The sequence below is a fragment of the Shewanella sp. KCT genome (assembly GCF_007636505.1).
Taxonomy (GTDB): Bacteria; Pseudomonadota; Gammaproteobacteria; order Enterobacterales; family Shewanellaceae; genus Shewanella; species Shewanella halotolerans.
This window is the reverse complement of the sequence record NZ_LVDJ01000001.1, coordinates 393,377-417,013: the sequence shown is the minus strand read 5'-3', so window position 1 is coordinate 417,013 and position 23,637 is coordinate 393,377. Positions and strand designations below refer to the sequence as shown.

The following is a 23,637-nucleotide window of genomic DNA, read 5'->3' as shown; positions in this document are numbered from 1 at the left end:
TAGAAAAAAAGGGAATGGGTGAATGGATACGGGGAAATAAGGGCATAAAAAAAGCGCCACTAAGGCGCTTTTCTCATTTCAGATCCGCTATTAAGCAAATTTGAAATCCACGTGCTCGATCATAGGCTTGAACGCGTGACGTTGCATAGCTTGAACACGAACTTTAACTTCTTTACCGTCTAGAACGATAGTGATGTCGCTGTTGTAGAAATCATCGTTAGTTTGGATGTTGATGATTGAACGGTGTTCGAATTCGATAGAAACGGCTTCTTTGCCCGCACCATAGATAACTGCAGGAACTTTACCAGCATGACGTAGGCGGCGGCTCGAACCTTTCCCAATTTCAGTGCGGGTTTGTGCGGTAATTGTGTAAGACATAATTTACTCACTTAAATCAATAGTAATATAGGTGGTCATCGCTTTCGACCAACAATGACCTCATTTAAAGCGAGCGAATACTAGCACAGTGATCCGGCTTTAACAAACCTTAAGTGAGTCAAAGCCGGTATTTAGCTTACCAGGTACGGATGGGGCCGGTATCGACGTGCACAAAGCCTGAGCTTGGGTAATAACCAACACCGCCGAGTTTTAGAGAGATCGCCGCATCACGCAGATCTTTAAGGTTGACGTCAGGCAGTGCGATATCCATCGCCATCCCCTTCATATGATAACTCTTCTTCGCCACCCCAGAGCTGCGATTGGCCAGCATCTGATTAGTCTTAGACGAACGATATCCTGAGATCACATGAAAATCTTCGTCGACCTGTAGGGTCTGCTTCAGCGAAAAAAGCAGATCGAATAGGCGCTTATCCATGGGCGCCGTCTCGTTTTGACGATGATCCCGCAACAGGTGATTAAAATCATTCAAGGTATTTGTTTGATAATCACCATCGATCCAATAGCTTCCCTGCCCCCGTTCTCCTGTATGCCTATTGTAAAACCCTAGGGATCTTACTCCTTGTGTCGAGCGACTCGCTCGCGCTTTAGACGGCACCATAGAAAACATTGCTACACCACCTAGGCCTAATAACAACTGCCTACGCGCAGGACAAACTATCGTCACATCAACACCACCGTTTACTTTTTAACCAAAACAGCGGACAAGTTAACCTTAATTTAGGGGGAGATCAAGTGTTACTTTCTGACAGAGGCCAGATAAACACTGGGCTAGCGGCTATTTGGCAGCGTGCAGACTCAGACTAATATTTTGATTCTTTTTGTATATGTCGTCTCTAAACTGGGCAATATTGTCGTCATCCAGCCAGGAGGTCCAATACACTAGATGTATAGGTAGGCCCGCATCGAAGGCAAACCACTGAGTCTTATCTCGCTCGATTTGCATACGTACCCAGGTCTGCTTGTCACGCACCAGATGCGAAGCCATCCAGTTGGCTAACTGTTCAACTTTTTCGATCCGAATACAACCCGATGAGAGCGCCCTGTCGCTGCGCTGGAACAGCGCCTTGTCTGAGGTATCGTGTAGATAGACACTGTACTCGTTAGGAAAGAAGAACTTGTAGCGTCCCAGGGTATTTCCTACCCCAGGCTTTTGCACCAGACGATAGGGAAACTTACCCTTGGCGATGTCGCGCCATTCATCATCACTTTTGATGACCCGCTCTCCCTGATAGTCAAACACCTCGAAGTTGCGGCTGCTGATGTAGCTGCCATCCTCTCTCACCTTGGGCAGGAGATCATGGGTCAACAAGCGGCGCGGCACCCGCCAGCTGGGATTAAGCACCAGATTCTTTATCTCGCCGCTGATGATAGGCGTCTGGCGATAGGGCTTACCGACGATCACCTTAGACCTGAGCGCCACTTGGTTATCATCCACCAACCACATCTCATAGGCGGGGATATTAATTAGCAGATAGCGCTTGCCTATGTCAGCCAGATACTCGGCCCGGCGGATAAAGTTAACCGCCAAGAGCTGAGCACGCTCTCTGGGAGTGCGGTTGAGCCAACTCAGGGTTGCGGGGCCTATGATGGCATCAGGCTTGAGGCCATGGCGGGTCTGAAATTTGATCATGGCCGCTTTTAACGTCTCATCGAAATAGAGGCCACTGGTATCCCCCTGGGGATAGTCCCCCAAGGCCTGCAGTCGCACTCTTATATCGGGGATGACTCTATGACTGTCACCGGGCTTTAGCCAGCCCTGGGGCTCGAGTGGCAACCAGGACTCATAGCGTGCCAACCAAAGAAGATAGCGCACGCGATTACTCATCATCAGATAATCGGCTACCTGAGGCTCGCTGGCGATAACGCTGGTATAGGGATCGTCAGGCGCCAAAGGAAAGTCGCCGGTCGCTATGCCTTGGCGCTGCCAAAACTGAGCGGCGGCCTGGGCTATGGTATAGAGCCTTGCAGGGGACAGAGCTCCTTCCGCGCTAAGCTGCTCACGGTAGCGCTCAAACTCGCTGGAGGCACTGGCAAGGTGGATCACTTCCACCTGATCAAGCAGTGCCTGATTTGCCGCAGCGAGACGCTCATCGGCAACGCCTAAGCATGACCAACACAGCAGAAGCAATATGAAAATGCGTCTCAAAGCCATAAAAACCTCCTTGGATAATTATGGCTCATAGTTGACAGGGCAACCTAGGCGACTAAAGACGGATTTTTTATAAGCTAATGCCCGGTCCTAACAAACCAGGCATTTTGAAAAAGAAGGCTAGGACGCGAACTAGCTGAGGGTCGAACGTGTGATTAAGGTTTTGCCCGTGCCAGGATAGTACCTTAACTGCCAGTTTTCACTGCCTTTTGCTCTGTTGTCGCGAATATAGTTAAAGTAACAATAGGTGTTGCTATTACTGATCTCGCCACCAGAGAACCAATAGACGATATCGTTACCGCCGCCAAACGCCGCATCACCATGTTGCGCCAACTGGTAGTCATTATTATCTAACAAGCCCTCCCAAAGTTGACGGCAGAACTCCCCTTGCAGCAAGGTACCATTGTTACCATCTGCCTGGGTTGTCTGCCCCAGCGGGTAGCCTGTTGTGGTCGAATCGATAGTACCATCACCAAAGCAGGCAAGATCCACCACATGACCACTCGCCCCCGCAGCCGCCCAGCAGCTGTGATAGAGGGACACACCCGAGGTAAAGGCGGCAAACGTTCCCTTCGCCGCGCTGTCGTGGGCATCCTGGCCGACCGAAATAAACCTCGGCAAGGCAACCACGGCCAGTATCGCCAACACGACAATTACCACCACTAACTCAATCAGGGTAAATCCGCTTACTCTACGCATTTCGATTCAAGACCTTAATAAGCAATGCATTAAAAGAATGCTGTAAAACGATTCTTCAAATAATTGTATTACGCCTTTAGCAAAATCCCAGCAGGCAAAAGTGCAAAATGCGATAGGTGCATGATTTTTATTAATTAAATAGAAGTTTTTTAGTGAACAAACAAAAAGGCCCCAACTTACGTTGAGGCCTTTTTGTCATCAATTGATGGTACCCGAGGCCGGACTTGAACCGGCACGCTGTTACCAGCGAGGGATTTTAAATCCCTTGTGTCTACCAATTCCACCACTCGGGCAAAGTGTGTTTTACCGCATATTTGCACTAAAACATAAAGTGGAGGCGCGACCCGGAGTCGAACCGAGATCGACGGATTTGCAATCCGCAGCATAGCCATTCTGCCATCGCGCCTTAGGTTAAGATTGGAGCGACATATCGGGTTCGAACCGATGACCTATACCTTGGCAAGGTATCGCTCTACCAACTGAGCTAATGTCGCTTACTTCATCTTATTCCGCGTCAGAGTCTTAACGAGCTTTCCCCTGACTGCGGATTGGCATTCTACCGATTTACCCTCAAGTGTCAACGCCCTATTTCACCTTAATGCACTGTTTGGACACTAAGTGATCGCATTGCATTTTAATTGTTCGATTCGTCTGTGAGATCCGCCCAGGCGGCCATAATGTAGCTCACCATGGACCAAAACGTCAGAATAGCCGCCACGTAAAACAGTGCCATCGCCGTATAAGTCAGAAACTCATTAGGCTTCCAGATAAGGCCTATGATCGCCACCATCTGCGCCGCCGTCTTATACTTGCCTATCCAAGACACGGCAACCGCACCGCGCTTGCCAATCTCGGCCATCCATTCACGCAGCGCTGAGATCACTATCTCACGACCAATCATAAACAGCGCCGGCAGGGTCAGCCAGATACTCTTATATTCGGCCACCAAGAGCACCAGCGCCGTGGTCACCATGATCTTGTCGGCAACAGGATCTAAGAATGCACCGAAACGGGTCGATTGCTGTAATTTTCGCGCCGCATAGCCATCTAGTGCATCGGTCACCGCCGCCAGCCAAAATACGAACGCAGCCGCAAAGGGTGACCAGGTGTAAGGCACATAAAAAAGCACTACAAAAACAGGTAGTAATATTAATCTAAAAAATGTGAGAGCTATCGGTACATTAAACGGCATGTGAAAACCAATTATCTATAAGCAGCGCCAATCTTGCCTTAATTTTCTCACCCTCGCAACGCATCATGTATTGTTTGTGCCATTTCTAGGCTAATGCCCGGCACTTTAGACAATTGCGCTACGCTGGCCCCCTTAACCTGCTGTAAACCACCTAAGTATTGCAACAACGCCTTGCGACGCTTAGGTCCCACCCCAGGGATAGACTCGAGCGTCGAGGTATTGCGGGTCTTCTGGCGTTTGTTACGGTGGCCGGTTATCGCGAAGCGGTGTGACTCGTCGCGAATATGTTGGATCAGATGCAGCGCGCCGGAATCAGCCGGTAGACTAAAGGCCACCTCGTTCTCGCCATAGATGAGGGTCTCGAGTCCGGGTTTACGCCCCTCCCCCTTTGCCACACCGATGAGCGTCGGTGCCACATCCAGGTGAGCAAACTTTTCATTTACCACCTTCTGGGCGATCCTCAGCTGTCCCATGCCGCCGTCGATAAAGAGGATGTCGGGGATCTTGCCGTCTGCCTCTATCTTATCGAACCGTCGACCGATCGCCTGTTTCATCGCCGCGTAATCGTCTCCAGGGGTGATCCCTGAAATATTATAGCGGCGATATTCTCCCTTGCTCGGTCCTTCGCGATTAAACACCACACAGGAAGCCACAGTGCTCTCCCCCATGGTATGGCTGATATCGAAGCATTCCATGCGATTGATCGCCTGACTCTGCTCCAGCGCCTCTTCCAGCAGTAAGAAACGCTCCTCGACGGTATTTTGGTGAGACAGACGAGTCTCTACCGCATTCTTGGCGTTAGCATCGGCGATACGCAGGAAACTGGCGCGCTCGCTGCGCACCTTGGTCTTGATCAGCAGGCGTCTATTGGAGGCCTGAGCAATTGCCTCCTCCAGCTCATTGATATCTTCAAATTCATGGCTGACCACTATCTCCCTCGGCAGCGTGCGCTGACTGTCGACATTCAGATAAAACTGCAACATGAAGGCGCGCAGCACCTCACTGACCTCAGTCTCGTCCGGCACGCTAGGATAATAGCTGCGACTGCCGAAGATCTTACCGTTACGAATAAACAGCAGATGGAAACAGGCGATGCCAGAGGCGTAGTAGGCGCCAATCACATCCATGTCACCAGAATCGTTGGACACCTCCTGCTGCTCGGCGACGCGGCGAAGCGCACTGATCTGATCGCGATAGCGGGCAGCCTCCTCGTAATTAAGGTCCATAGCCGCCTGCTCCATCTTGCCCACCAGGGTAGCGATCACCTGTTGATCCTTGCCTCGCAGGAACAGGCTCGCGAGTTTTACCTGCTCGGCATAATCTTCATCGCTTATCTTACCCACACAGGGGGCGCTGCAGCGGGCGATCTGATATTGCAAACAGGGGCGGGAGCGCGCCTTATAGTAGAGATCGTCACACTGACGGATAGGAAATAGCTTCTGCATCAGATGCAGGCTTTCGCGCACCGCGCCGCCGTTGGGATAGGGACCGAAATAGTGCCCCTTCTCCCGCTGAGGCCCGCGGTGATAAGCAAGCCTTGGATGACGGTGGCCACTCAGAAAAATATAGGGGTAAGACTTATCGTCTCTAAGCAGCACATTGTATCTGGGCATGTACTGCTTGATGTAATCGTTTTCCAGGATCAGCGCGTCGGTTTCGCTGGGGGTCAGAGTCACATCGATATTGGCAATGTGAGACACCAATGCCTGAGTCTTGACATTAGGCAGATTACGCCTGAAATAGGAGCTGAGGCGCTTCTTGAGATCTTTGGCCTTGCCCACATAGATGACGACCCCCTGTGCATCGTACATGCGATAAACGCCGGCAGAGGAGGAAACGGTTTTTAAAAACTGGGTCGCATTAAAGCTATCTGTCACATCGAGGCCATAAAAGTCACGCGGGTTAACACTAGAACTGGCCGGTATCCAACATCTTGTAGCGGATCGCCAATCGGGTCAGCTCGACATCACCGCTGATCCCAAGCTTGGCAAATAAGCGATAACGATAGCTGTTGACCGTCTTAGGGCTCAGATTGAGCTGCTCAGAGATATCGCTAACCCGCTCACCATTGGTGATCATCATCATGATCTGCAATTCGCGCTCAGACAAGGACTTAAACGGGTTATCTTCCGACTGATTGAACTGACTCAAAGCCATCTGCTGGGCAATCTCCGGCGAGAGATAACGCTGGCCATGAGCCACCTGACGAATTGCCTGTATCACCTCGGGAGGCGTCGCGCCCTTGGTCAGATAGCCGGAGGCGCCCGCCTGCATTACCTTGGTCGGGAAAGGATCTTCTGTATGTATGGTCAAGACGATGATCTTGGCATGGGACTGATAGCGCAAGATCTTGCGTGTCGCCTCGAGTCCGCCAATGCCAGGCATATTCATGTCCATCAGGATCACGTCAGCCTCGTTATTACGGCACCACTGCACGGCAGATTCACCATCACCTGCTTCGCCGACAACCTTGATACCGCGCTCATCCTCTAGGATGCGGCGGATTCCTGTTCTTACTAACTCATGGTCATCAACTAAAAATACAGAAATCAACTTCAATCTACCCTTCAGCTAATACTCGGCCCACATAGACGGCATGTCGGCAACAGATTGTAATTTATCCCAAATGGGGTTAAGAAGAAAGCGGAAATTAAGTGCAACTAAGCATATGAATTATAAGTGAACTATTTTTATTCGCCGCGAAGCTTAAGGAACAATTATAGCACTCAACCTTAAGTCCTAGCTGCCCTTCATACTAAAGCACTATCATCTGAAAACGAAAAAGGATGCCGGGGCATCCTTTTATTGAGTGAATATTGTCTTACCCCAAGGATTCGGGCACACAGACCCAGCCTTGCATCAGCACGCGCGCGCTGCGGCTCATGCTGACTTTTTCGACCTGCCAGCGACCATCTTGCTCGCTTGCCTTGGCGCCCACCTTGAGGGTCCCTGAGGGATGACCGAAACGCACACTCTCACGGGCCTGCCCGCCCGCCGCCTGATTGACTAAGGTGCCGGGAATCGATGCCGCCGTGCCAATGGCCACCGCCGCTGTTCCCATCATGGCGTGATGCAGCTTGCCCATAGACAGCGCGCGCACGTGCAGGTCTATCTCATCTGCAGCGATCTGCTTACCGCTAGAGGAGGTATAGGCCTTAGCCGGAGCAACAAACGCGATCTTGGGCGTGTGTTGACGACCAGCAGCCTCCTCGAGAGACTGAATCAGCCCCATCTGCAGGGCGCCGTGGGCGCGTATGGTTTCAAAGCGCTCAAGCGCGGCCGCATCACCGTTGATCGCCTCCTGCAACTCAGTGCCCTGGTAACCCAGCTGCTCCGCCTTAAGGAAGATGGTAGGGATACCGGCATTGATAAAGGTGGCATCGAAGACAGGTTCGCCCGGTACCTCCAGCTTATCAACCAGATTGCCCGTAGGGAACATATCACCCTCGCCATCGGCGGGGTCGACAAACTCCACCAGCACCTCTGCCGCCGGGAAAGTCACACCGTCGAGCTCGAATTCCCCAAGCTCCTGCACCTCACCATCGACCATAGGCACATGGGCGATGATGGTCTTGTTGATATTGGCCTGCCAGATCTTCACCACGGCTGTGCCGTTGTCTGGGATCTTAGCGCTATCCACCAAACCCTGGGTGATGGCAAAGGCGCCCACCGCCGCGGTCAGGTTACCGCAGTTACCACTCCAATCGACGAACGGCTTGTCTATGGCCACCTGACCGAAGAGGTAATCCACGTCATGATCATCGCGTTGACTCTTATCCAGAATCACCGTCTTACTGGTACTAGATGTGGCACCGCCCATGCCGTCCGTGTGCTTGCCGTAGGGATCTGGACTGCCGATCACCCGAAGCAATAAAGCATCACGGGCCGGGCCCGGCTGCTGGGCATTTAAAGGCAGATCCTTTAACGCAAAAAAGACACCCTTGCTGGTGCCACCGCGCATATAAGTTGCCGGAATTTTCATCTGTTTCATTGGCTTACCCTTTAAAAAGCGGGCAAGGCATAATCGCCCTACCCACTATTGACTGCCCTTAGGCGTTCGCTTCGAGGAAATCCTGCGCGAAGCGCTGCAACACACCGCCTGCCTGATAGACAAGTACCTCATCGGCAGTGTCTAAGCGACAGGTCACAGGCACCTCGACACGCTCACCGTTTTGACGGGTGATCACCAGCGTCAGATCTGCCCTAGGTGTCGGCGAGCCAATCACATCGAAGGTTTCACTACCGTCGATGCCATAGGTGTGACGGTTTTCACCGGCCTTGAACTCCAGCGGTAGTACGCCCATACCCACCAGGTTAGTACGGTGAATACGCTCGAAGCCTTCGGCGACAATCGCCTCAACCCCAGCCAGTCTCACCCCTTTGGCCGCCCAGTCGCGGGACGAACCCTGACCATAGTCGGCGCCGGCGATGATGATCAGCGGCTGCTTACGATCCATATAGGTCTCGATCGCCTCCCACATACGCATCACCTCACCTTCTGGCTCGAGGCGAGTCAGTGAGCCTTGCTTGACTTCACCGTCCACCAACGCCATCTCGTTGATCAGCTTAGGGTTGGCAAAGGTCGCACGCTGGGCCGTCAGGTGGTCGCCCCTATGGGTCGCATAAGAGTTAAAGTCCACCTCGGGTAGGCCCATCTTCGCCAGGTATTCGCCGGCGGCGCTGCTAGCCAAGATGGCGTTTGAAGGCGAGAGATGATCTGTGGTGATGTTATCCCCAAGTACCGCCAGCGGACGCATGCCCTTCAGGGTACGCTCACCGGCAAGCGCGCCTTCCCAGTAGGGAGGACGACGAATATAGGTACTCTGTGGACGCCAATCATACAGAGGGTTCACATCCTCTCCATAGTCCACCGCCAGGTCGAACATAGGGGTGTAGATATCCCTAAACTGCTGCGGCTTAACGCTCGCCTTGACGATGGCATCGATCTCTTCATCGCTCGGCCAGATATCTTTGAGGCGAATCGGCTCGCCCTTGTCATCTTGACCTAAGATATCTTTCTCAATATCGAATCTGATGGTACCCGCGATAGCATAGGCCACCACCAATGGCGGCGAGGCCAGAAACGCCTGCTTGGCATAGGGGTGGATACGACCGTCGAAGTTACGGTTGCCCGACAATACGGCGGTAGCGTACAAGTCTCTGTCGATCACTTCTTGCTGGATCACAGGGTCAAGTGCCCCGCTCATGCCGTTACAGGTGGTGCAGGCAAAACCTACGATACCAAAGCCTAGTTGCTCCAGCTCAGGCAGAAGCCCCGCATCTTTTAAGTAAAGCTCGGCCACCTTAGAGCCAGGCGCGAAAGAGGTTTTCACCCAGGGCTTACGCACTAAGCCAAGCTCATTGGCCTTCTTGGCGAGCAAGCCCGCTGCTATTACGTTTCTTGGGTTACTTGTGTTGGTACAGCTGGTGATGGCGGCGATGATCACAGCGCCATCCGGCATCAGCTTCTCGTCCTGCTCAACCACACCGGCGATGCCTTGACTGGCCAGCTCGCTGGTTGCCACGCGGCGATGCGGGTTAGAAGGACCGGCGATATTACGCACAACGCTGGAGAGATCGAAGGTCAGCACCCGCTCATACTCTGCGTCTTTCAGGCTGTCGGCCCACAGACCCGTGGTCTTGGCGTAGTTTTCCACCAGCTTGACCTGCTCGCTATCACGACCCGTGATGGTGAGATAGTCGATAGTTTGCTGATCGATATAGAACATACCCGCCGAGGCGCCAAATTCAGGCGTCATGTTGGAGATGGTAGCGCGATCCCCAAGGGTGAGGTCCGCAGCCCCTTCACCGAAGAACTCAAGATAGGCTGAAACCACCTTCTCTTGGCGTAAAAACTCAGTCAGTGCCAGCACGATATCCGTGGCCGTGATGCCGCTCTGACGCTTACCCGTCAGCTCGACACCGACGATGTCCGGCAGACGCATGTAGGATGGGCGACCCAGCATGACGTTCTCGGCTTCGAGACCGCCCACGCCTATGGCGATAACGCCCAACGCATCCACGTGAGGCGTATGGCTGTCGGTACCCACCAGCGTATCGGGGAAGGCCACGCCGTCACGGGCCTGGATCACCGGCGACATCTTCTCCAGGTTGATCTGATGCATGATGCCGTTGCCGGGCTGGATCACATCGACATTCTTAAAGGCCGTCTTGGTCCAGTTGATGAAGTGGAATCTGTCTTCGTTACGGCGATCTTCAATCGCGCGGTTCTTCTCGAAGGCATCTTTTTCGAAGCCCGCATGTTCAACCGCCAGCGAGTGATCCACGATCAACTGAGTCGGCACCACAGGGTTAACCTTGGACGGATCCCCGCCCTTCTCGGCGATGGCATCACGCAGGCCTGCCAAGTCAACCAGAGCCGTCTGGCCGAGAATATCGTGACACACCACGCGCGCCGGGTACCAAGGGAAGTCGAGATCGCGCTTACGATCGATGAGCTGACTGAGGGCGTCGTTAAGCAGTTCGGGGTCGCAGCGTCTTACCAGGTTTTCTGCCAGCACCTTAGCGGTATAGGGCAGTTTGTCATAGGCGCCTGCGCTTAAGGCCTCGACGGCGCTGCGGGTATCAAAATAATCGAGCGCGCTGCCGGGAAGCGGTTTACGATGTAGAGAGTTCATAAAATCATCCAAACGATTTAAGAGTTGAAGCAAGCAAACCATAACAGCCCCTGAGCCTTTAAAGTCAGAGGGGCTGGTATCTAGGCTTATCTTTCGCTGATTGGCACCACTTTACGCGGCGCAGAGCCGATATAGTCCGCGCTCGGTCTGATGATGCGGTTGTTGGCGCGCTGCTCCATCACATGAGCCGCCCAGCCGGTTAGGCGTGAGCAGACGAAGATAGGAGTGAACAACTTAGTTGGGATCCCCATGAAGTGATAGGCTGACGCATGGAAGAAGTCGGCGTTACAGAACAGCTTCTTGGTGTCCCACATATACTCTTCACAGGCCACAGAGATATCGTAGAGTGAGGTATCGCCAAACTCTTTCGCCAGCTTCTCAGACCATGCCTTGATGATCACGTTGCGCGGATCCGACTCTCGGTAGATGGCGTGACCAAAGCCCATGATCTTCTCTTTCCGCTCCAGCATGCCAGCCATCTGCACCTTGGCATCTTCTGGCGAGCTAAACTTTTGGATCATCTCCATCGCTGCCTCGTTGGCACCGCCATGCAGTGGGCCGCGCAGCGAACCGATAGCACCTGTGATACAAGAGAACATGTCAGACAGGGTCGATGCACAGACGCGCGCGGTGAAAGTCGAGGCGTTGAATTCGTGCTCTGCATAGAGGATCAGCGATACGTCCATCACGCGGCGATGTTGATCCGATGGCGTCTTGCCATTTAGCAGCTTAAGGAAGTGACCGCCTAGCGAGTCTTCGTCTGTCACGCAATCGATCTCGACGCCGTCATGGCTGAAACGGTACCAATAGCACATGATGGCAGGGAACGCCGCTAGCAGACGGTTAGCCGCCTTGTTCTGCTGGCTGAAATCTGTCTCTGGCTCAAGGTTACCCAGGAAAGAGCAACCGGTACGCATCACATCCATAGGATGGGCATCGGCAGGAATGCGCTGCAGCACCTCTTTGAGGGTCTGCGGCAGGTCGCGCATCGACATCAGCTCGCTCTTGTAGGCATCCAGCTGCGCCGCATTGGGCAACTCGCCATTAAATAGCAGGTAAGCAACCTCTTCGAAGGTGGCATTATCGGCCAGATCCGACACATCGTAACCACAATAGGTTAAACCTGAGCCTGATTTGCCCACTGTACATAACGCCGTTTCGCCAGCACTCTGTCCACGTAATCCGGCGCCGCCTAATTTTTTATCTACCATAACGTCTTCCTATTATATTTTTGTCTATCCCTAGTACTGCATCATCTAGGTTGTAGGGGGTATGCTGTCAATCTGGCCCGCCCTTGGCGGGCCATGCTGTATTACTTGTTCTTACCTTCGGCAAACAGGCTGTCGAGCTTCTGCTCGTAGGCGTGATAACCAAGATAGTCATAGAGCTCCATGCGGGTCTGCATAATATCGAGTACCGCCTTCTGGTCGCCATCGCGCAGAATGGTTTGATATACATTCTCTGCCGCCTTATTCATGGCTCTGAAGGCGCTCAATGGATAGAGCACCATGGCCGCGCCCCACTGACCTAATTGCTCGCGATTCCACAGCTCCGTCTGACCAAATTCTGTGATATTGGCCAGAATAGGCACATCTAAGGCTTCGGCAAAAGCGCGGTAATGCTCTTCTGTCTTTACTGCCTCGGCGAAAATGCCATCGGCACCAGCAGCCACATAGGCCTTGGCACGTTCGATGGCAGCTTCCAGTCCTTCCTGGGCGAAGGCATCGGTACGGGCCATGATGAAGAAGTCAGGATCCGTGCGCGCATCGACCGCCGCCTTGATACGATCCACCATCTCCTCAACAGAGACGATCTCCTTGTTAGGACGGTGCCCACAACGCTTCTGAGCGACCTGGTCTTCCATGTGCACGGCCGCGGCGCCCGCCTTCTCCATATCTTTGATAGTCTTGGCGATGTTAAATGCCCCGCCCCAACCTGTGTCTATGTCAACCAGCAGCGGCAGATCACAGGCAGAGGTGATGCGCTGCACGTCGACGATCACATCGTTTAGCGAGGTCATCCCCAGATCCGGCAGACCATAAGAGGCGTTGGCTACCCCACCACCAGAGAGATAGATCGCCTTGTGACCGATCTGCTTGGCCATCATGGCCGTGTAAGCATTAATGGTTCCGACGATCTGCAATGGCTTGTTGTCGGCCAAGGCCTGACGGAATTTCTTTCCTGCGCTCATGCTCGCTTCCTCTTATGACTGAATTGATGAGAGTTTGTTTCTGATGTTGTTTCTTGAATAGGTGATATGTCTGCGCATCAGCATCTCGGCCAGCTCCTGATCGCGATTGGCAATGGCCTGCACTATATGCCTGTGTTCGTCATAGGCGGTGGTAACTCTAGGCCCCGCCATGCCGAGCTGAACACGGTACATACGCACCAGATGATAGATGCCGTCGAACAACATAGAGATAAGGTGCTTATTCTTGCTGCCCAATATGATGCGGTAATGAAAGTCCACATCGCCGGCCTCTTGGTAATAGGATTCACCCTGTTTGACGTCTTGAAAATGGCTGACCAGCAGGGCTTCGAGCTCCGCTACCTCTTCATCGCTCATGTTCTTCGCCGCCAGACGTGCGGCCATTCCCTCGAGGGATTCGCGGATCTCATACAAGGCCAGTAGCCCCTCTTCACTGAGCGCCACCACCCTCGCGCCAACGTTAGCCCGACGCTCGACGATATGACAAGACTCGAGACGATTGATCGCCTCGCGGATCACTGCTCGGCTGACACCATAAGTTGTCGACAATTCTGTCTCACTTAGCTTGGCACCCGCAGCAATGACCCCTTCGACAATGTCTTGCCTGAGTTGATAAAAGGTTTTATCTGCCGTTGTCACGGGGGTTTGGCTGTATCGGGTCATGGTGAATGTGATCGCCGTCAAACAATTAGTTGTCGACAATATAGCCGTCACAATCGACTTTCTCAAGCTAAAACCGGAAAATTGTCGACAAAAAGAGGTCTGTTTCGACTAAAGTCTTAACGCCTTGCATTTGATCGACTGATAAAACCCAACGAGCAAGCGGTCATTAAACAGGCAATTCGATTTGAATAAAGAGGGCTAATCGCTGTTGTGAATCGCGTTCTTAATGCCTAAAAGATGTGACTTAGGCCTCTGTTTAAAGAAAAACTAAAAATGCTACTTAAACAGCCTGATTGTCGACAAAATGTTTTATAAGCGGAAATCATTAACCTCTATGGGAGTCGAATTCCAAGCCAAACCTGCACATTCGCCTGCGCATACGGCCACACTTACACCCACACTTATACCCACAAGAATGCGGACAGATAAACAGCCGCATTTGGTTATACGAAAGTGAAACTCGCGCGAAACTAACGCGAAAGTAAGTCGAGCCGTCGCCAAACTGTGCTAACATCAGCCCATGTTTCAATAATTCACCCCAGAAATGATCGCACATTCCATCGACGCCGCCGCTTTATCGCCCCAATTTAACTTACCCCAAGTCGACCAACTTAAGCCTAACTTACACAGTCGACTCCTTGGCCAGGAACGCACACTTGACGCCTTCAACCTGTTAGCCAAGGCCTGCGGCCAGCATATGTATCTGGCCGATCAGAGCGGTATCGATAGGCTCGCCCTCATTTCAGCCCTGGTCGACTATCAGGGACACAGAGCGACACACTATCTTAACCGTTTGGCGCCAGACGCCAGCCTGGCATGGCAAACCGAGGCGGGTGATGAGTGCCTATGCAGCGCGAGTAAACCCTATCGCTATCTGAGCGGCGCCATTAGACGCAGGGATCTCATAGGCCATCTCGATGCCCATAACCCTAATGTCTATCATCCGGGCGCCATGGCCGACTGTGATTACCTGTTTATCTGCGCCGAGTCGCTGTGGAAGCGTGAAGCCCTGTGGGAACTGGTAATGGAGGCTGCCCATCGCGGTGAATATCAACTGCACTCAGGCTGGCCGGCAATTCCCCTGCACAGCAAGATTATCCTGGTAGGCAGCAGCACCTTATATAGCATCAGTTATCTGGAAGAACGTAACTTTCCCGCGGCGTTCCCCCTGCTCGGTGAGTTGGTGGATGAGATAGATCTCAATGAATTTAGCGAACTCGACTATGGCAACTATTTAGTCGAACTGGCGGATGCCAACCAGCTCACGCTGGAACAATCGGCGCTCGCGCCTTTGTTTAATTACAGTGCCCGCCTGGCAGATCATCAGCGCCACCTAAGTCTGGAGACGCTGGGGATCAGTCAGCTCATGGTACAGGCCAGCCTCTACAGCAAGAGCAAGCAAATTAACGGTGAGAATATAGCCCTAGCCCTCGCCCGTCACCAGACGCGCCACAACGCCTCTCAGAGCCTGTCAGCCCAGAGCTTTGATGACAACTTCATCAACCTGCCGACCCAAGGTGCCATGATAGGCCAAATCAACGGCCTAACCGTATTGGATGCCGTCGAATACACCTATGGTGAGCCAGCACGGATCACTGCCGCCGTGCACTATGGCGACGGCGAGGTGGCCGATATTGAACGTAAATCGGAACTTGGCGGCAACATACACGCCAAGGGTCTGATGATCCTCACTTCTTGTCTCTACCGTATCTTCGGTAAGGATGCGCCGTTGCATCTTAATGCCAACATAGTATTCGAACAGTCGTACCAGGAGATCGATGGTGACAGCGCCTCACTGGCAGAATATTGCGCCCTGATGTCGGCCATTGCCGAGCAGCCAATAGAGCAAGGTATCGCCGCCACCGGCGCCATAGATCAGTTTGGCCAGGTACAGGCCATTGGCGGCGTTAACGAGAAGATCGAAGGCTTCTTCGACCTGTGTCAACGTAGAGGACTCACGGGCACTCAGGGAGTGATCATCCCAGCCTCTAACGTGCAGCAACTCAACCTGGCGCCAGCCGTAATAAACGCCGTCAAGGCAAAAGAGTTTCACCTGTACCAGGTCGAACATACGGATCAGGCGGTAGCCATCTTGATGAACAAGCCAGCCGGCAGCCGCGACGATAATGGTCAATTCCCCGAGGAAAGCCTGTATGGCATGGTACAGGCGCGATTAGAGGGACTCGCCGGCTATCCAGATGAAGAGCGATCCTTTTTTGCCAACTTGCTCCATAAATTGAAACTTTCTAGCTGATCGGAGTTGTTTGGCGTACACGTGTTAGCTAACCTTGGCGACTCAAATTGCTAGAGTGAAGTTAACAATGAATAAAGCAAACAGTTTCAGTAAAGAAGAATTAGTCGCCTGCGGGCACGGTAACCTATTTGGCGCCAACTCGCCTCGCCTGCCTATCGACAACATGTTGATGATAGACCGCATCACTAAGATCAACGATGACGGCGGTGAGTTTGGTAAGGGTGAAATTGTTGCTGAGCTGGATATCGATCCATCACTCTGGTTCTTCGGCTGTCACTTCGAGACAGATCCCGTGATGCCTGGTTGTCTGGGCCTAGACGCCATGTGGCAGCTGGTCGGTTTCTTCCTCGGCTGGGAAGGCGCCGAAGGTAAGGGCCGCGCGCTGGGCGTTGGTGAAGTGAAATTTACCGGCCAGGTACTACCCGATGCTAAGAAGGTTACCTACAAGCTGACCATCAAGCGTAAGGTCTACAGAAAGCTGGTGATGGGTATTGCCGATGCGGTAATGGAAGTCGACGGCCGTGAGATCTATTCGGCGACGGATTTAAAAGTCGGTATCTTTACCGATACCTCTAGCTTCTAAGCGATTTGCGATAGCTCATTTACGAAAATGCCCTCTTAACAGAGGGCAAACAGCTAAATCACTTGTTGAACAGGCCGCTGAGACGGCCATCGACGCCTTCGCGCCACCCTCCAAGCCAGTGTGATTTAGAGTCTAAAGTAGAATAAGGACAGTTATCCTTCGAGCGGCCACCTATCCCGGCCTGGAATCCCTTTGAAAAAGCTCTATCGAGACGATCTCTTTTTTGTCTTTTCATGCAAGCATCCTCTGTTCTCAAATCCTAAAGGCCGAAGCCTCATCCATAGAAATAGAACTTTTTTATCATGAGATCAATCAAAAATTCGCCTTTAGAGATGGTTATCTTTTAAACGCATGAGTTCCTTATTAATAAAAAATCGGGGCATAAGCCCCGATTTTTAGTTCGATAAGTTCTAACAATCCTTAGGCCTGAACACGACGTCTCAACCAGACCAGCGGCAGCAGCAACAACCAGGCAAAACTGGCGGCGCCTTTACGCTTATAACTACCGTTACCCGAGTTATCTGTCTCTTCCACTTCACACGCCGTGCCCGATGTGGTCGGCTTAAGCACGACCATACGTGGCAGATAAGCGGTTACCGGCTGGCCGTTGGCATTGAGTGAAAACAGTGGCTTACCGTTCTCACCAATTATTAGATTGCCTTCCTCATCATATTGATAAGAAGGCTTACGAATGAAGGCTGTGCCTACTATGGTGCCATCATCGTTAATGCTGTTGGCTTCTACGATGCGGATCTCACTATCGTAGTAAAGGGTCTTACCATCACCGTCGACTACCTCAACTTGGTTACGAGTCCACTTGCCGGCATCGTCTTTAACATAGCCCTTTGATTCACACACCAGGAGATCGTCGATAACGTTAAACTCGTCGCTCGCCTTATCATATAGGAAGGCGCCCTTCATACGTGGCTTCTCTTTCTCGCTGGTAACCTCGACGAAACCCACGACCTGATCTTTATTGTTGATGTCTCGTGGACGCGAACTGCGATCAGACATCACGGTATAGAAATCATTCGGCGTCACGAAGGTTGGGTCTTCAGCGTTGGTGTCCAGATAGAAGAACTTATCACGCTGATAACCTTCGATATAGCGGCGGTAGCTGCCCACCAGAATGCCATTGTCGTTGATGTCATAGGCAACAGATGACAGCTGATCGTTGGTCATCTTCACCCAGTGATATTGATAATCACCCTGGGCATCTTTCTTCCAATAGGCGGCATCGAACGCCAGCTTATCCTTGTTATTGTTACGATAAACATGAGAGCGGCCAGCAACTAGCCCCTCGCTGTTGATACCAAGGCCTTGAGCTGTAAAGGCACTATCAGAAGTCGATTCAAGCCCTAAAGGCAACTCTGTCGGTGTCACGTCCGTACCATCGAACAGCCACACAAAGGCGCGTGTCTGATAAACAATACGACGCACATTATTTCTGTCTGGATATTGATCGTTTTGTACGCAGACATCGATAGGATAATCTTCACCGGTAATACAGTTATCGACACGGGTTTGACTCGTCTTGGCCAGATCAGTGGTCGCATAACCTGTGATCAGGTTATTGTCATTGATGGCTGCCGCCACAGAGACCCCGCCTACAACCACATCGGTATCGTCTTTGCTGTAAACGGTATAGGGTGGTACCAGGGCGATATCTGCCCCTTCGGCAGTCTTAAGGAATCCACGCTCCTCAAATTCACGGTAGTACCAATATTCCTGATCTTGGTTATTGTCGTTGCGCTCGCCAGTAAACTCGGTTTTCTGCTCTGGCGCGGTATAGGCACCTACCTTGATCCCATTATTGTTAATGCCATAGTAGTAGGCATTGATCGAGTTAATGGTCTCCGGCTGGTCTTCATCGGTATCTTTCGGATGGGTAGTGCCAAAAACCGAATCGAAGGTTGGGATCCAGCTGCCGCTGGCGCCATTGCCATCGGCGTTAAAAGTGAAATTGTTGGCAATAATAGGTTTATTTATTGAGTAAGTCACAAGCTGCTCGGGCGGAATACCATCTTCGATATCGATGGCGCCACCAGTCTCGTCGTCAACCTCAAGCTTCTTCTTACCCTTAGAGATCCCCACCATCTTATCTTGCTGATTAACGAACATGCCGTAGCCGTTGATGGTCGACTCTAAGGTACCATTAAGATCATAGTCTTCGATATTCTGGATCTCATAGACAGGTGCAGCATGAGCCGTCTGCAGCGCGGTGATCACTCCGGCGGCGACTAAAGAGATGGCTCTATCAAACTTCAACTTCATGTACTTTTCCTATTATTCTATCGTCTATTTGAGGGCTTCTAGCTCTTCCCAACGTTCGAAACACACTTCTAATTCCTGCTCCAGCTCAGCCAATTCATTTAATCGGCTGCTGACCAGATCTTGTGCTTGAGTATAAAAATCGGACTCATTAATAACTGCCTGCAAGCTTTCGATCTCCACTTCGAGTTGCTCCATCTTGGCAGGCAAGGCATCGAGTTCTCTCTGTAATTTATAAGAAAGTTTCTTCTCTGCTTTAGTAGCCACCTTGGTTTCGCGCTTAACCGGTTCGGCAACCTTGGGTTGGACAGCGTCCTTGGCAACTGGTTCCTCAGAATAAAATTTTGCCCCCTGGGCCACGGCATCTTGGTAGCCGCCGACATATTCGCTCCAGCCGCCGTTACCGGTAAACCACCAAGAGCTGGTAACCGTGTTATCAATAAAGGCACGATCGTGACTCACCAATAACAGGGTGCCTTGATAATCGGTCAACAGCGACTCTAGCAACTCTAAGGTCTCGATATCAAGATCGTTTGTCGGTTCATCGAGAATGATCAGGTTTGCCGGCCTTAGCAGTAGACGCGCCAGCAATAATCGATTCTTCTCCCCACCGGAAAGTGCCTTCACCGGCGTGCGGGCGCGCATGGGTGAAAACAGGAAGTCCTGCAGGTAGCTGAGGATATGCCTGTCCTGACCATTGATGGTCACCGTCTTCTTGCCTTCACCTACGTTGTCTTCAACGGTTTTTTCCGGATCAAGCGCCTCACGGTATTGGTCAAAATAGGCCACTTCTAACTTAGTGCCCACCTTCACCTCGCCGGATTGAGGCGCAAGCTGACCAATCAACAGCTTGATCAGGGTCGACTTACCACAGCCGTTAGGGCCGATGAGGGCGATACGATCGCCGCGCATCACAGAGGTGGTGAAATTCTTCACCAGATTTTTATCTGGCAGGTTGTAGTTGAGATCTTTGATATCAAATACCAGCTTACCCGAGCGCTCGGTATCGGCCACAGCCATCTTAGCGCCGCCCTGACGATTGATACGTTCCATACGCTCCATACGCAGCGCTTTAAGCGCGCGCACGCGGCCTTCGTTACGGGTACGGCGCGCCTTGATCCCTTGGCGGATCCAGGCTTCCTCTTCTGCCAGCTTCTTATCGAACTGAGCGTTCTTCTCCTCTTCTACCCTGAGCCATTCTGCCTTGCCATCGAGGTAGGTCTGATAATCACCGGGCCAGGAGGTCACCACACCGCGGTCGAGATCCACGATACGGGTCGCCATACGCTGAATGAAGCCTCGGTCGTGACTGATAAAGACGATGGCGCCACGATAGTTAAGCAGAAACTCTTCCAGCCATTCGATAGTATCGATATCCAGGTGGTTGGTCGGCTCGTCAAGCAGCAGCAGATCCGGCTCGCTCACCAGTGCGCGCGCCAGTGCCACCTTGCGCTGCCAACCGCCAGACAGGCTAGCCAGGCTCGCATCGGCGTCCAGTCCCAGTAGTTCACAGGTCTGATTGATGCGGGTATCAAGCTGCCAGCCGTTGAGATGATCGAGATCCGATTGAAGACGTTCCATCTGCTTAAGCAGGCGCTCCATCTCCTGGGCGTCAACGTGGGCAACATCGTGAGACAGCTGATGGTAACGCTCGAGCTTCTCGCCCACCTCCTGTAAACCTGCCGAGATAAAGGCGTAAACCGTGCCCTGCTCAGCCTTAGGTGGGTCCTGTTGCAGTCTGCTAACCTTAACGTCGGTCGCAATGTTAAACTCGCCATCGTCGAGTAACACCTCACCGCCAATCACCTTCATCAGGCTCGATTTGCCGGCGCCGTTACGGCCCACGATACAGACGCGCTCGCCCGGCTCTATGGTAAAGTCGGCGTTTTGCAATAAGGGGGTGTAGCCATAGGCCAATGAGCCGTTATTAATACGAACCAGACTCAATTTATGCTCCTGTAAATTGTTGCAACTGCTCGCTGTCGAAAGGCCAGCCTAACTCGGCGTCATCGGCCCTACGCAGCAGCACTGGAATACGCACGCCATAGCGCTGCGCCAGTTGCTCGTCATCGCAGATATCCTGCAAGACAAAATCGATATTCAGCGCCGTGATAAGCGCCTGGGCCTGCTCACACAGGTGGCAGGCATCGGTATGAAAAAGAATATAGCCGCTGGTCTTAGGCATGCTGAATCAACCAGGTATTATGAATATGCGGATTACGCTTGTAATCCAGTGGCAGCGTCTGCTTATCCAGGTTAGTGATCGATAAACCAAGGGCGCTGAGCGCCTCGCTATCCATCTTAAATTTTCGCTTGTTGTTGGAGAACAGTATCTCCCCGCCCGGACGCAGCAGCTTCACCAGTGCGCTCAACAGCTTGACGTGGTCGCGCTGCACATCGAAAGAATCTTCCATGCGCTTGGAGTTAGAAAAGGTCGGTGGATCGATGAAGATCAGGTCATACTGTTGGTCACAATCATCTATCCACTGCAGGCAATCGCCCTGAATAAACTGATACTGCTTGCCTTTAAGGCCATTCAGCTCGAAGTTGTCCTGCGCCCAGTTGAGATAGGTGTTAGACATATCGACCGTAGTCACCGACTTGGCTCCGCCCAGGGCGGCGTGCACCGAGGCGCTGCCGGTATAGGCAAACAGGTTAAGCACGTCTCTGTCTTTCGACTTCTCGCCCACTAGCTTACGGGTCAGTCTGTGATCTAAGAAAAGACCTGTATCCAGGTAGTCCTTCAAGTTAAGCTTAAACTTGGCGCCGTACTCAGTGGTAACCAGCTCGAGCTTTGTGGTATCCAGCTTCTGGTATTGGTTGGTGCCCTTCTGACGCTCACGGGTCTTTAGAATAATCTTATCGGGGTTAACGCCGATGGCTTGGGGCAGTACAAGTAAGACGTCGGTCAGACGACGCTTAGTCACCGCCTCGGGAATCGACTTGGGCGCCGAATACTCCTGGATCACCACATGATCCAGATAGATATCTACCGCCACATTGTACTCGGGAATATCGGCGTCGTAGAGGCGATAGCTGTCTATCCCCTCACGCTGAGCCCATTTGCTCAGCTGCTTATGATTTTTCTTGATACGGTTACTAAAGGCCGTGGCGACCTCACTCACCTCACCGCCCTGGCTCAACACCTGGCTAGGGTCGAGACGACGGGTGCTGTTGGCATGCAGAGTATAGAGGTTAAAGGCACACTCGAGCGCGCCATTATACATCTTCATCTGCTTGTCGGCTTTCAGCTTAAGGGCCGAGAGGAGTTCGATATCGCTGTTGAGCACAGCCACCTGCCAGCCGCCAAATTCGGCCTTGAGTTTATCACCCAGTTGATAGTAGAGCTGCAACAGAGAAGTGACATTGCCCAAACGCTCACCATAAGGCGGGTTGGTGATCAGATAGCCCTGCTCCACCGGCGGCGTCACATTGAGGGCGTTAGATACCGAAAACTCAATAAGCTCGGCTACACCAGCGTTTTGCGCGTTACGTTTTGCCAGCGCCACCAGACGCGAATCGATATCCGAGCCATAAAACTTGATCTCACAGCGCTTGGTACCAATAGAGGCGCGGGTCTTGGCCTCAGCGAGCAGCTCCTGCCAGTCGGCCTCTTGATGGCGTAGCCAGTGCTCGAAACCGAAACGACGACGCTGCAACGCTGGGGCTATATCGCAGGCCATCATGGCTGCCTCAATTAAAATGGTGCCACTACCGCAGAAAGGGTCGAGCAGATCTTTAGGCGCCTGTTGCCAGCCGCTACGCACCAGCATGTTTGCCGCTAGATTTTCTTTTAGCGGTGCCTCCCCCGTGGTGGAGCGATAACCGCGCTGATGCAACGCAGGCCCCGAGAAATTAATCCCCAGGGTAATTTGGCCACGGCGATAATGAGCATCTATCTTAAAGTCGGCATCGACACGGGCCACATCGGGACGTGGAGAGCCATCGTCACGAAAACGGTCAACGACCGCATCTTTTATCTTAAGCGCGCCAAACTGTGAGTTCTTAATAAAGCCACCCACACCATGAAAATCTATGCTGAAGCTGCTCTTATTGGAGAAATGGGTCTGCCAATCGATGCAGTAGGCCGCATTATAGAGCTGCTCGGGATTCTCACAGGGCCCCTTGTAGATCACCAGAATGATACGGCTGGCGAGTCGCGACCATAGGGTTATACGGTAAGCCAGATTAAGGGGAGCAGAGAAATAGACGCCGGCAACGCTTTCCTTTATCTCGGCGGCGCCAAGCTCTGCCAGTTCCAACGACAGGGCGTACTCATAGCCTCTTGGGGCTGCGGCAAAAAAATTCAACATGGATAGATAGACACACTTCAAAAATCAATCCGTCATTATACCTTGTCCTCAGATTAAATGATAAAAAGTTCTGCCAAATGAAGGTTTAAAATTTCCCGGCTTGATCGATAAGCCAGCACATTGTCGGATTAATAAACGCTTGATGCGAAAATTGTAATCGTTACTTGCATTGGCTCCGCCATGTCGATATAGTTCGCCCCGCTTTGACGCACTGAGTACTACACAGCAACTGAGCTGTTGGCGCAACAGGGGTTAGAGTAAACATCC

19 protein-coding genes and 3 tRNA genes are annotated in these 23,637 nt (G+C 52.3%); 2 read left to right on the top strand and 20 right to left on the bottom strand.

The features are described 5' to 3' along the window. Positions 1-90: 90 nt before the first annotated feature. The 15 genes from rplY to AYI87_RS01805 form a co-directional block, all read right to left on the bottom strand. A complete protein-coding gene (gene rplY / locus AYI87_RS01875; protein WP_011865628.1) occupies positions 91-378 on the bottom strand; it encodes a 50S ribosomal protein L25 in 288 nt (95 codons plus the stop codon). A 136-nt stretch (positions 379-514) separates the two neighbouring features. Then, the gene (locus AYI87_RS01870; RefSeq protein ID WP_144199087.1) at positions 515-1,063 is read right to left on the bottom strand and encodes a DUF882 domain-containing protein; all 549 of its coding nucleotides are present in this window, start codon (positions 1,061-1,063) and stop codon (positions 515-517) included. Positions 1,064-1,174: 111 nt separating this feature from the next. Further along, complete coding sequence (locus tag AYI87_RS01865; protein WP_144199085.1) at positions 1,175-2,551, bottom strand: murein L,D-transpeptidase; 1,377 nt, start codon at positions 2,549-2,551, stop codon at positions 1,175-1,177. Positions 2,552-2,680: 129 nt separating this feature from the next. Continuing rightward, positions 2,681-3,247: a prepilin-type N-terminal cleavage/methylation domain-containing protein gene (locus tag AYI87_RS01860; RefSeq protein ID WP_144199083.1), complete on the bottom strand. Its 567-nt coding sequence runs from the start codon at positions 3,245-3,247 to the stop codon at positions 2,681-2,683. A gap of 206 nt (positions 3,248-3,453) precedes the next feature. Continuing rightward, positions 3,454-3,540: transfer RNA gene (locus tag AYI87_RS01855), tRNA-Leu, on the bottom strand. A gap of 39 nt (positions 3,541-3,579) precedes the next feature. Beyond that, a tRNA-Cys gene (locus tag AYI87_RS01850) sits at positions 3,580-3,653 on the bottom strand. 12 nt (positions 3,654-3,665) lie between these two features. Beyond that, positions 3,666-3,741, bottom strand: a tRNA-Gly gene (locus tag AYI87_RS01845). A 140-nt stretch (positions 3,742-3,881) separates the two neighbouring features. Next, positions 3,882-4,439 carry a CDP-diacylglycerol--glycerol-3-phosphate 3-phosphatidyltransferase gene (gene pgsA, locus AYI87_RS01840; protein WP_011865624.1) on the bottom strand — a complete coding sequence of 186 codons (558 nt, stop codon included), beginning with the start codon at positions 4,437-4,439 and terminating at the stop codon, positions 3,882-3,884. 47 nt (positions 4,440-4,486) lie between these two features. Beyond that, entirely contained in the window at positions 4,487-6,316 is a 1,830-nt protein-coding gene (gene uvrC / locus AYI87_RS01835) for an excinuclease ABC subunit UvrC (protein WP_144199081.1), read from the bottom strand. A gap of 31 nt (positions 6,317-6,347) precedes the next feature. Beyond that, the gene (gene uvrY / locus AYI87_RS01830) at positions 6,348-6,992 is read right to left on the bottom strand and encodes a UvrY/SirA/GacA family response regulator transcription factor (RefSeq protein WP_041407121.1); all 645 of its coding nucleotides are present in this window, start codon (positions 6,990-6,992) and stop codon (positions 6,348-6,350) included. Between the two features lie 268 nt (positions 6,993-7,260). Beyond that, the gene (gene prpF, locus AYI87_RS01825; protein WP_144199079.1) at positions 7,261-8,430 is read right to left on the bottom strand and encodes a 2-methylaconitate cis-trans isomerase PrpF; all 1,170 of its coding nucleotides are present in this window, start codon (positions 8,428-8,430) and stop codon (positions 7,261-7,263) included. 58 nt (positions 8,431-8,488) lie between these two features. Next, positions 8,489-11,077: a Fe/S-dependent 2-methylisocitrate dehydratase AcnD gene (gene acnD / locus AYI87_RS01820; protein WP_144199077.1), complete on the bottom strand. Its 2,589-nt coding sequence runs from the start codon at positions 11,075-11,077 to the stop codon at positions 8,489-8,491. An 86-nt stretch (positions 11,078-11,163) separates the two neighbouring features. Further along, positions 11,164-12,288, bottom strand: a complete 1,125-nt coding sequence (gene prpC, locus AYI87_RS01815) for a 2-methylcitrate synthase (RefSeq protein ID WP_011865619.1) — start codon at positions 12,286-12,288, stop codon at positions 11,164-11,166. Between the two features lie 101 nt (positions 12,289-12,389). After that, positions 12,390-13,268 (bottom strand): methylisocitrate lyase, encoded by an 879-nt coding sequence (gene prpB, locus AYI87_RS01810; protein WP_144199075.1) that lies wholly within the window; start codon positions 13,266-13,268, stop codon positions 12,390-12,392. A 12-nt stretch (positions 13,269-13,280) separates the two neighbouring features. Continuing rightward, on the bottom strand, positions 13,281-13,949 hold the full coding sequence (locus AYI87_RS01805; protein WP_011865617.1) for a GntR family transcriptional regulator: 669 nt from the start codon (positions 13,947-13,949) through the stop codon (positions 13,281-13,283). A 544-nt stretch (positions 13,950-14,493) separates the two neighbouring features. Here AYI87_RS01805 and AYI87_RS01800 point away from each other — a divergent pair. Together AYI87_RS01800 and fabA are read left to right on the top strand one after the other, a co-directional pair. Beyond that, positions 14,494-16,203 (top strand): S16 family serine protease, encoded by a 1,710-nt coding sequence (locus AYI87_RS01800; RefSeq protein WP_144199073.1) that lies wholly within the window; start codon positions 14,494-14,496, stop codon positions 16,201-16,203. Positions 16,204-16,270: 67 nt separating this feature from the next. Beyond that, the gene (gene fabA, locus AYI87_RS01795) at positions 16,271-16,786 is read left to right on the top strand and encodes a bifunctional 3-hydroxydecanoyl-ACP dehydratase/trans-2-decenoyl-ACP isomerase (RefSeq protein ID WP_144199071.1); all 516 of its coding nucleotides are present in this window, start codon (positions 16,271-16,273) and stop codon (positions 16,784-16,786) included. 58 nt (positions 16,787-16,844) lie between these two features. Here fabA and rmf read toward each other — a convergent pair whose 3' ends face one another. The 5 genes from rmf to rlmKL form a co-directional block, all read right to left on the bottom strand. After that, positions 16,845-17,021 carry a ribosome modulation factor gene (gene rmf / locus AYI87_RS01790; protein ID WP_011865614.1) on the bottom strand — a complete coding sequence of 59 codons (177 nt, stop codon included), beginning with the start codon at positions 17,019-17,021 and terminating at the stop codon, positions 16,845-16,847. Positions 17,022-17,206: 185 nt separating this feature from the next. Next, positions 17,207-19,060, bottom strand: a complete 1,854-nt coding sequence (locus tag AYI87_RS01785; protein ID WP_144199069.1) for a DUF3466 family protein — start codon at positions 19,058-19,060, stop codon at positions 17,207-17,209. A gap of 24 nt (positions 19,061-19,084) precedes the next feature. Beyond that, the gene (locus AYI87_RS01780) at positions 19,085-21,004 is read right to left on the bottom strand and encodes an ABC transporter ATP-binding protein (protein ID WP_144199067.1); all 1,920 of its coding nucleotides are present in this window, start codon (positions 21,002-21,004) and stop codon (positions 19,085-19,087) included. A gap of 1 nt (position 21,005) precedes the next feature. Then, complete coding sequence (locus AYI87_RS01775) at positions 21,006-21,242, bottom strand: glutaredoxin family protein (RefSeq protein WP_144199065.1); 237 nt, start codon at positions 21,240-21,242, stop codon at positions 21,006-21,008. Next, positions 21,235-23,370: a bifunctional 23S rRNA (guanine(2069)-N(7))-methyltransferase RlmK/23S rRNA (guanine(2445)-N(2))-methyltransferase RlmL gene (gene rlmKL / locus AYI87_RS01770; protein ID WP_144199063.1), complete on the bottom strand. Its 2,136-nt coding sequence runs from the start codon at positions 23,368-23,370 to the stop codon at positions 21,235-21,237. The genes AYI87_RS01775 and rlmKL overlap by 8 nt, the downstream gene beginning before the upstream one ends. Positions 23,371-23,637 lie beyond the last annotated feature (267 nt).

Excerpts from the sequence above, each read along its gene's own strand:
- prpB (WP_144199075.1), bottom strand. The coding sequence starts at position 13,268 with ATGAGCGCAGGAAAGAAATTCCGTCAGGCCTTGGCCGACAACAAGCCA.
- rplY (WP_011865628.1), bottom strand. The coding sequence starts at position 378 with ATGTCTTACACAATTACCGCACAAACCCGCACTGAAATTGGGAAAGGT.
- AYI87_RS01865 (WP_144199085.1), bottom strand. The coding sequence starts at position 2,551 with ATGGCTTTGAGACGCATTTTCATATTGCTTCTGCTGTGTTGGTCATGC.
- fabA (WP_144199071.1), top strand. The coding sequence starts at position 16,271 with ATGAATAAAGCAAACAGTTTCAGTAAAGAAGAATTAGTCGCCTGCGGG.
- rmf (WP_011865614.1), bottom strand. The coding sequence starts at position 17,021 with ATGAAAAGACAAAAAAGAGATCGTCTCGATAGAGCTTTTTCAAAGGGA.
- prpC (WP_011865619.1), bottom strand. The coding sequence starts at position 12,288 with ATGGTAGATAAAAAATTAGGCGGCGCCGGATTACGTGGACAGAGTGCT.
- AYI87_RS01775 (WP_144199065.1), bottom strand. The coding sequence starts at position 21,242 with ATGCCTAAGACCAGCGGCTATATTCTTTTTCATACCGATGCCTGCCAC.
- pgsA (WP_011865624.1), bottom strand. The coding sequence starts at position 4,439 with ATGCCGTTTAATGTACCGATAGCTCTCACATTTTTTAGATTAATATTA.
- prpF (WP_144199079.1), bottom strand. The coding sequence starts at position 8,430 with ATGAAACAGATGAAAATTCCGGCAACTTATATGCGCGGTGGCACCAGC.
- rlmKL (WP_144199063.1), bottom strand. The coding sequence starts at position 23,370 with ATGTTGAATTTTTTTGCCGCAGCCCCAAGAGGCTATGAGTACGCCCTG.
- acnD (WP_144199077.1), bottom strand. The coding sequence starts at position 11,077 with ATGAACTCTCTACATCGTAAACCGCTTCCCGGCAGCGCGCTCGATTAT.
- AYI87_RS01805 (WP_011865617.1), bottom strand. The coding sequence starts at position 13,949 with ATGACCCGATACAGCCAAACCCCCGTGACAACGGCAGATAAAACCTTT.
- AYI87_RS01860 (WP_144199083.1), bottom strand. The coding sequence starts at position 3,247 with ATGCGTAGAGTAAGCGGATTTACCCTGATTGAGTTAGTGGTGGTAATT.
- AYI87_RS01785 (WP_144199069.1), bottom strand. The coding sequence starts at position 19,060 with ATGAAGTTGAAGTTTGATAGAGCCATCTCTTTAGTCGCCGCCGGAGTG.
- AYI87_RS01800 (WP_144199073.1), top strand. The coding sequence starts at position 14,494 with ATGATCGCACATTCCATCGACGCCGCCGCTTTATCGCCCCAATTTAAC.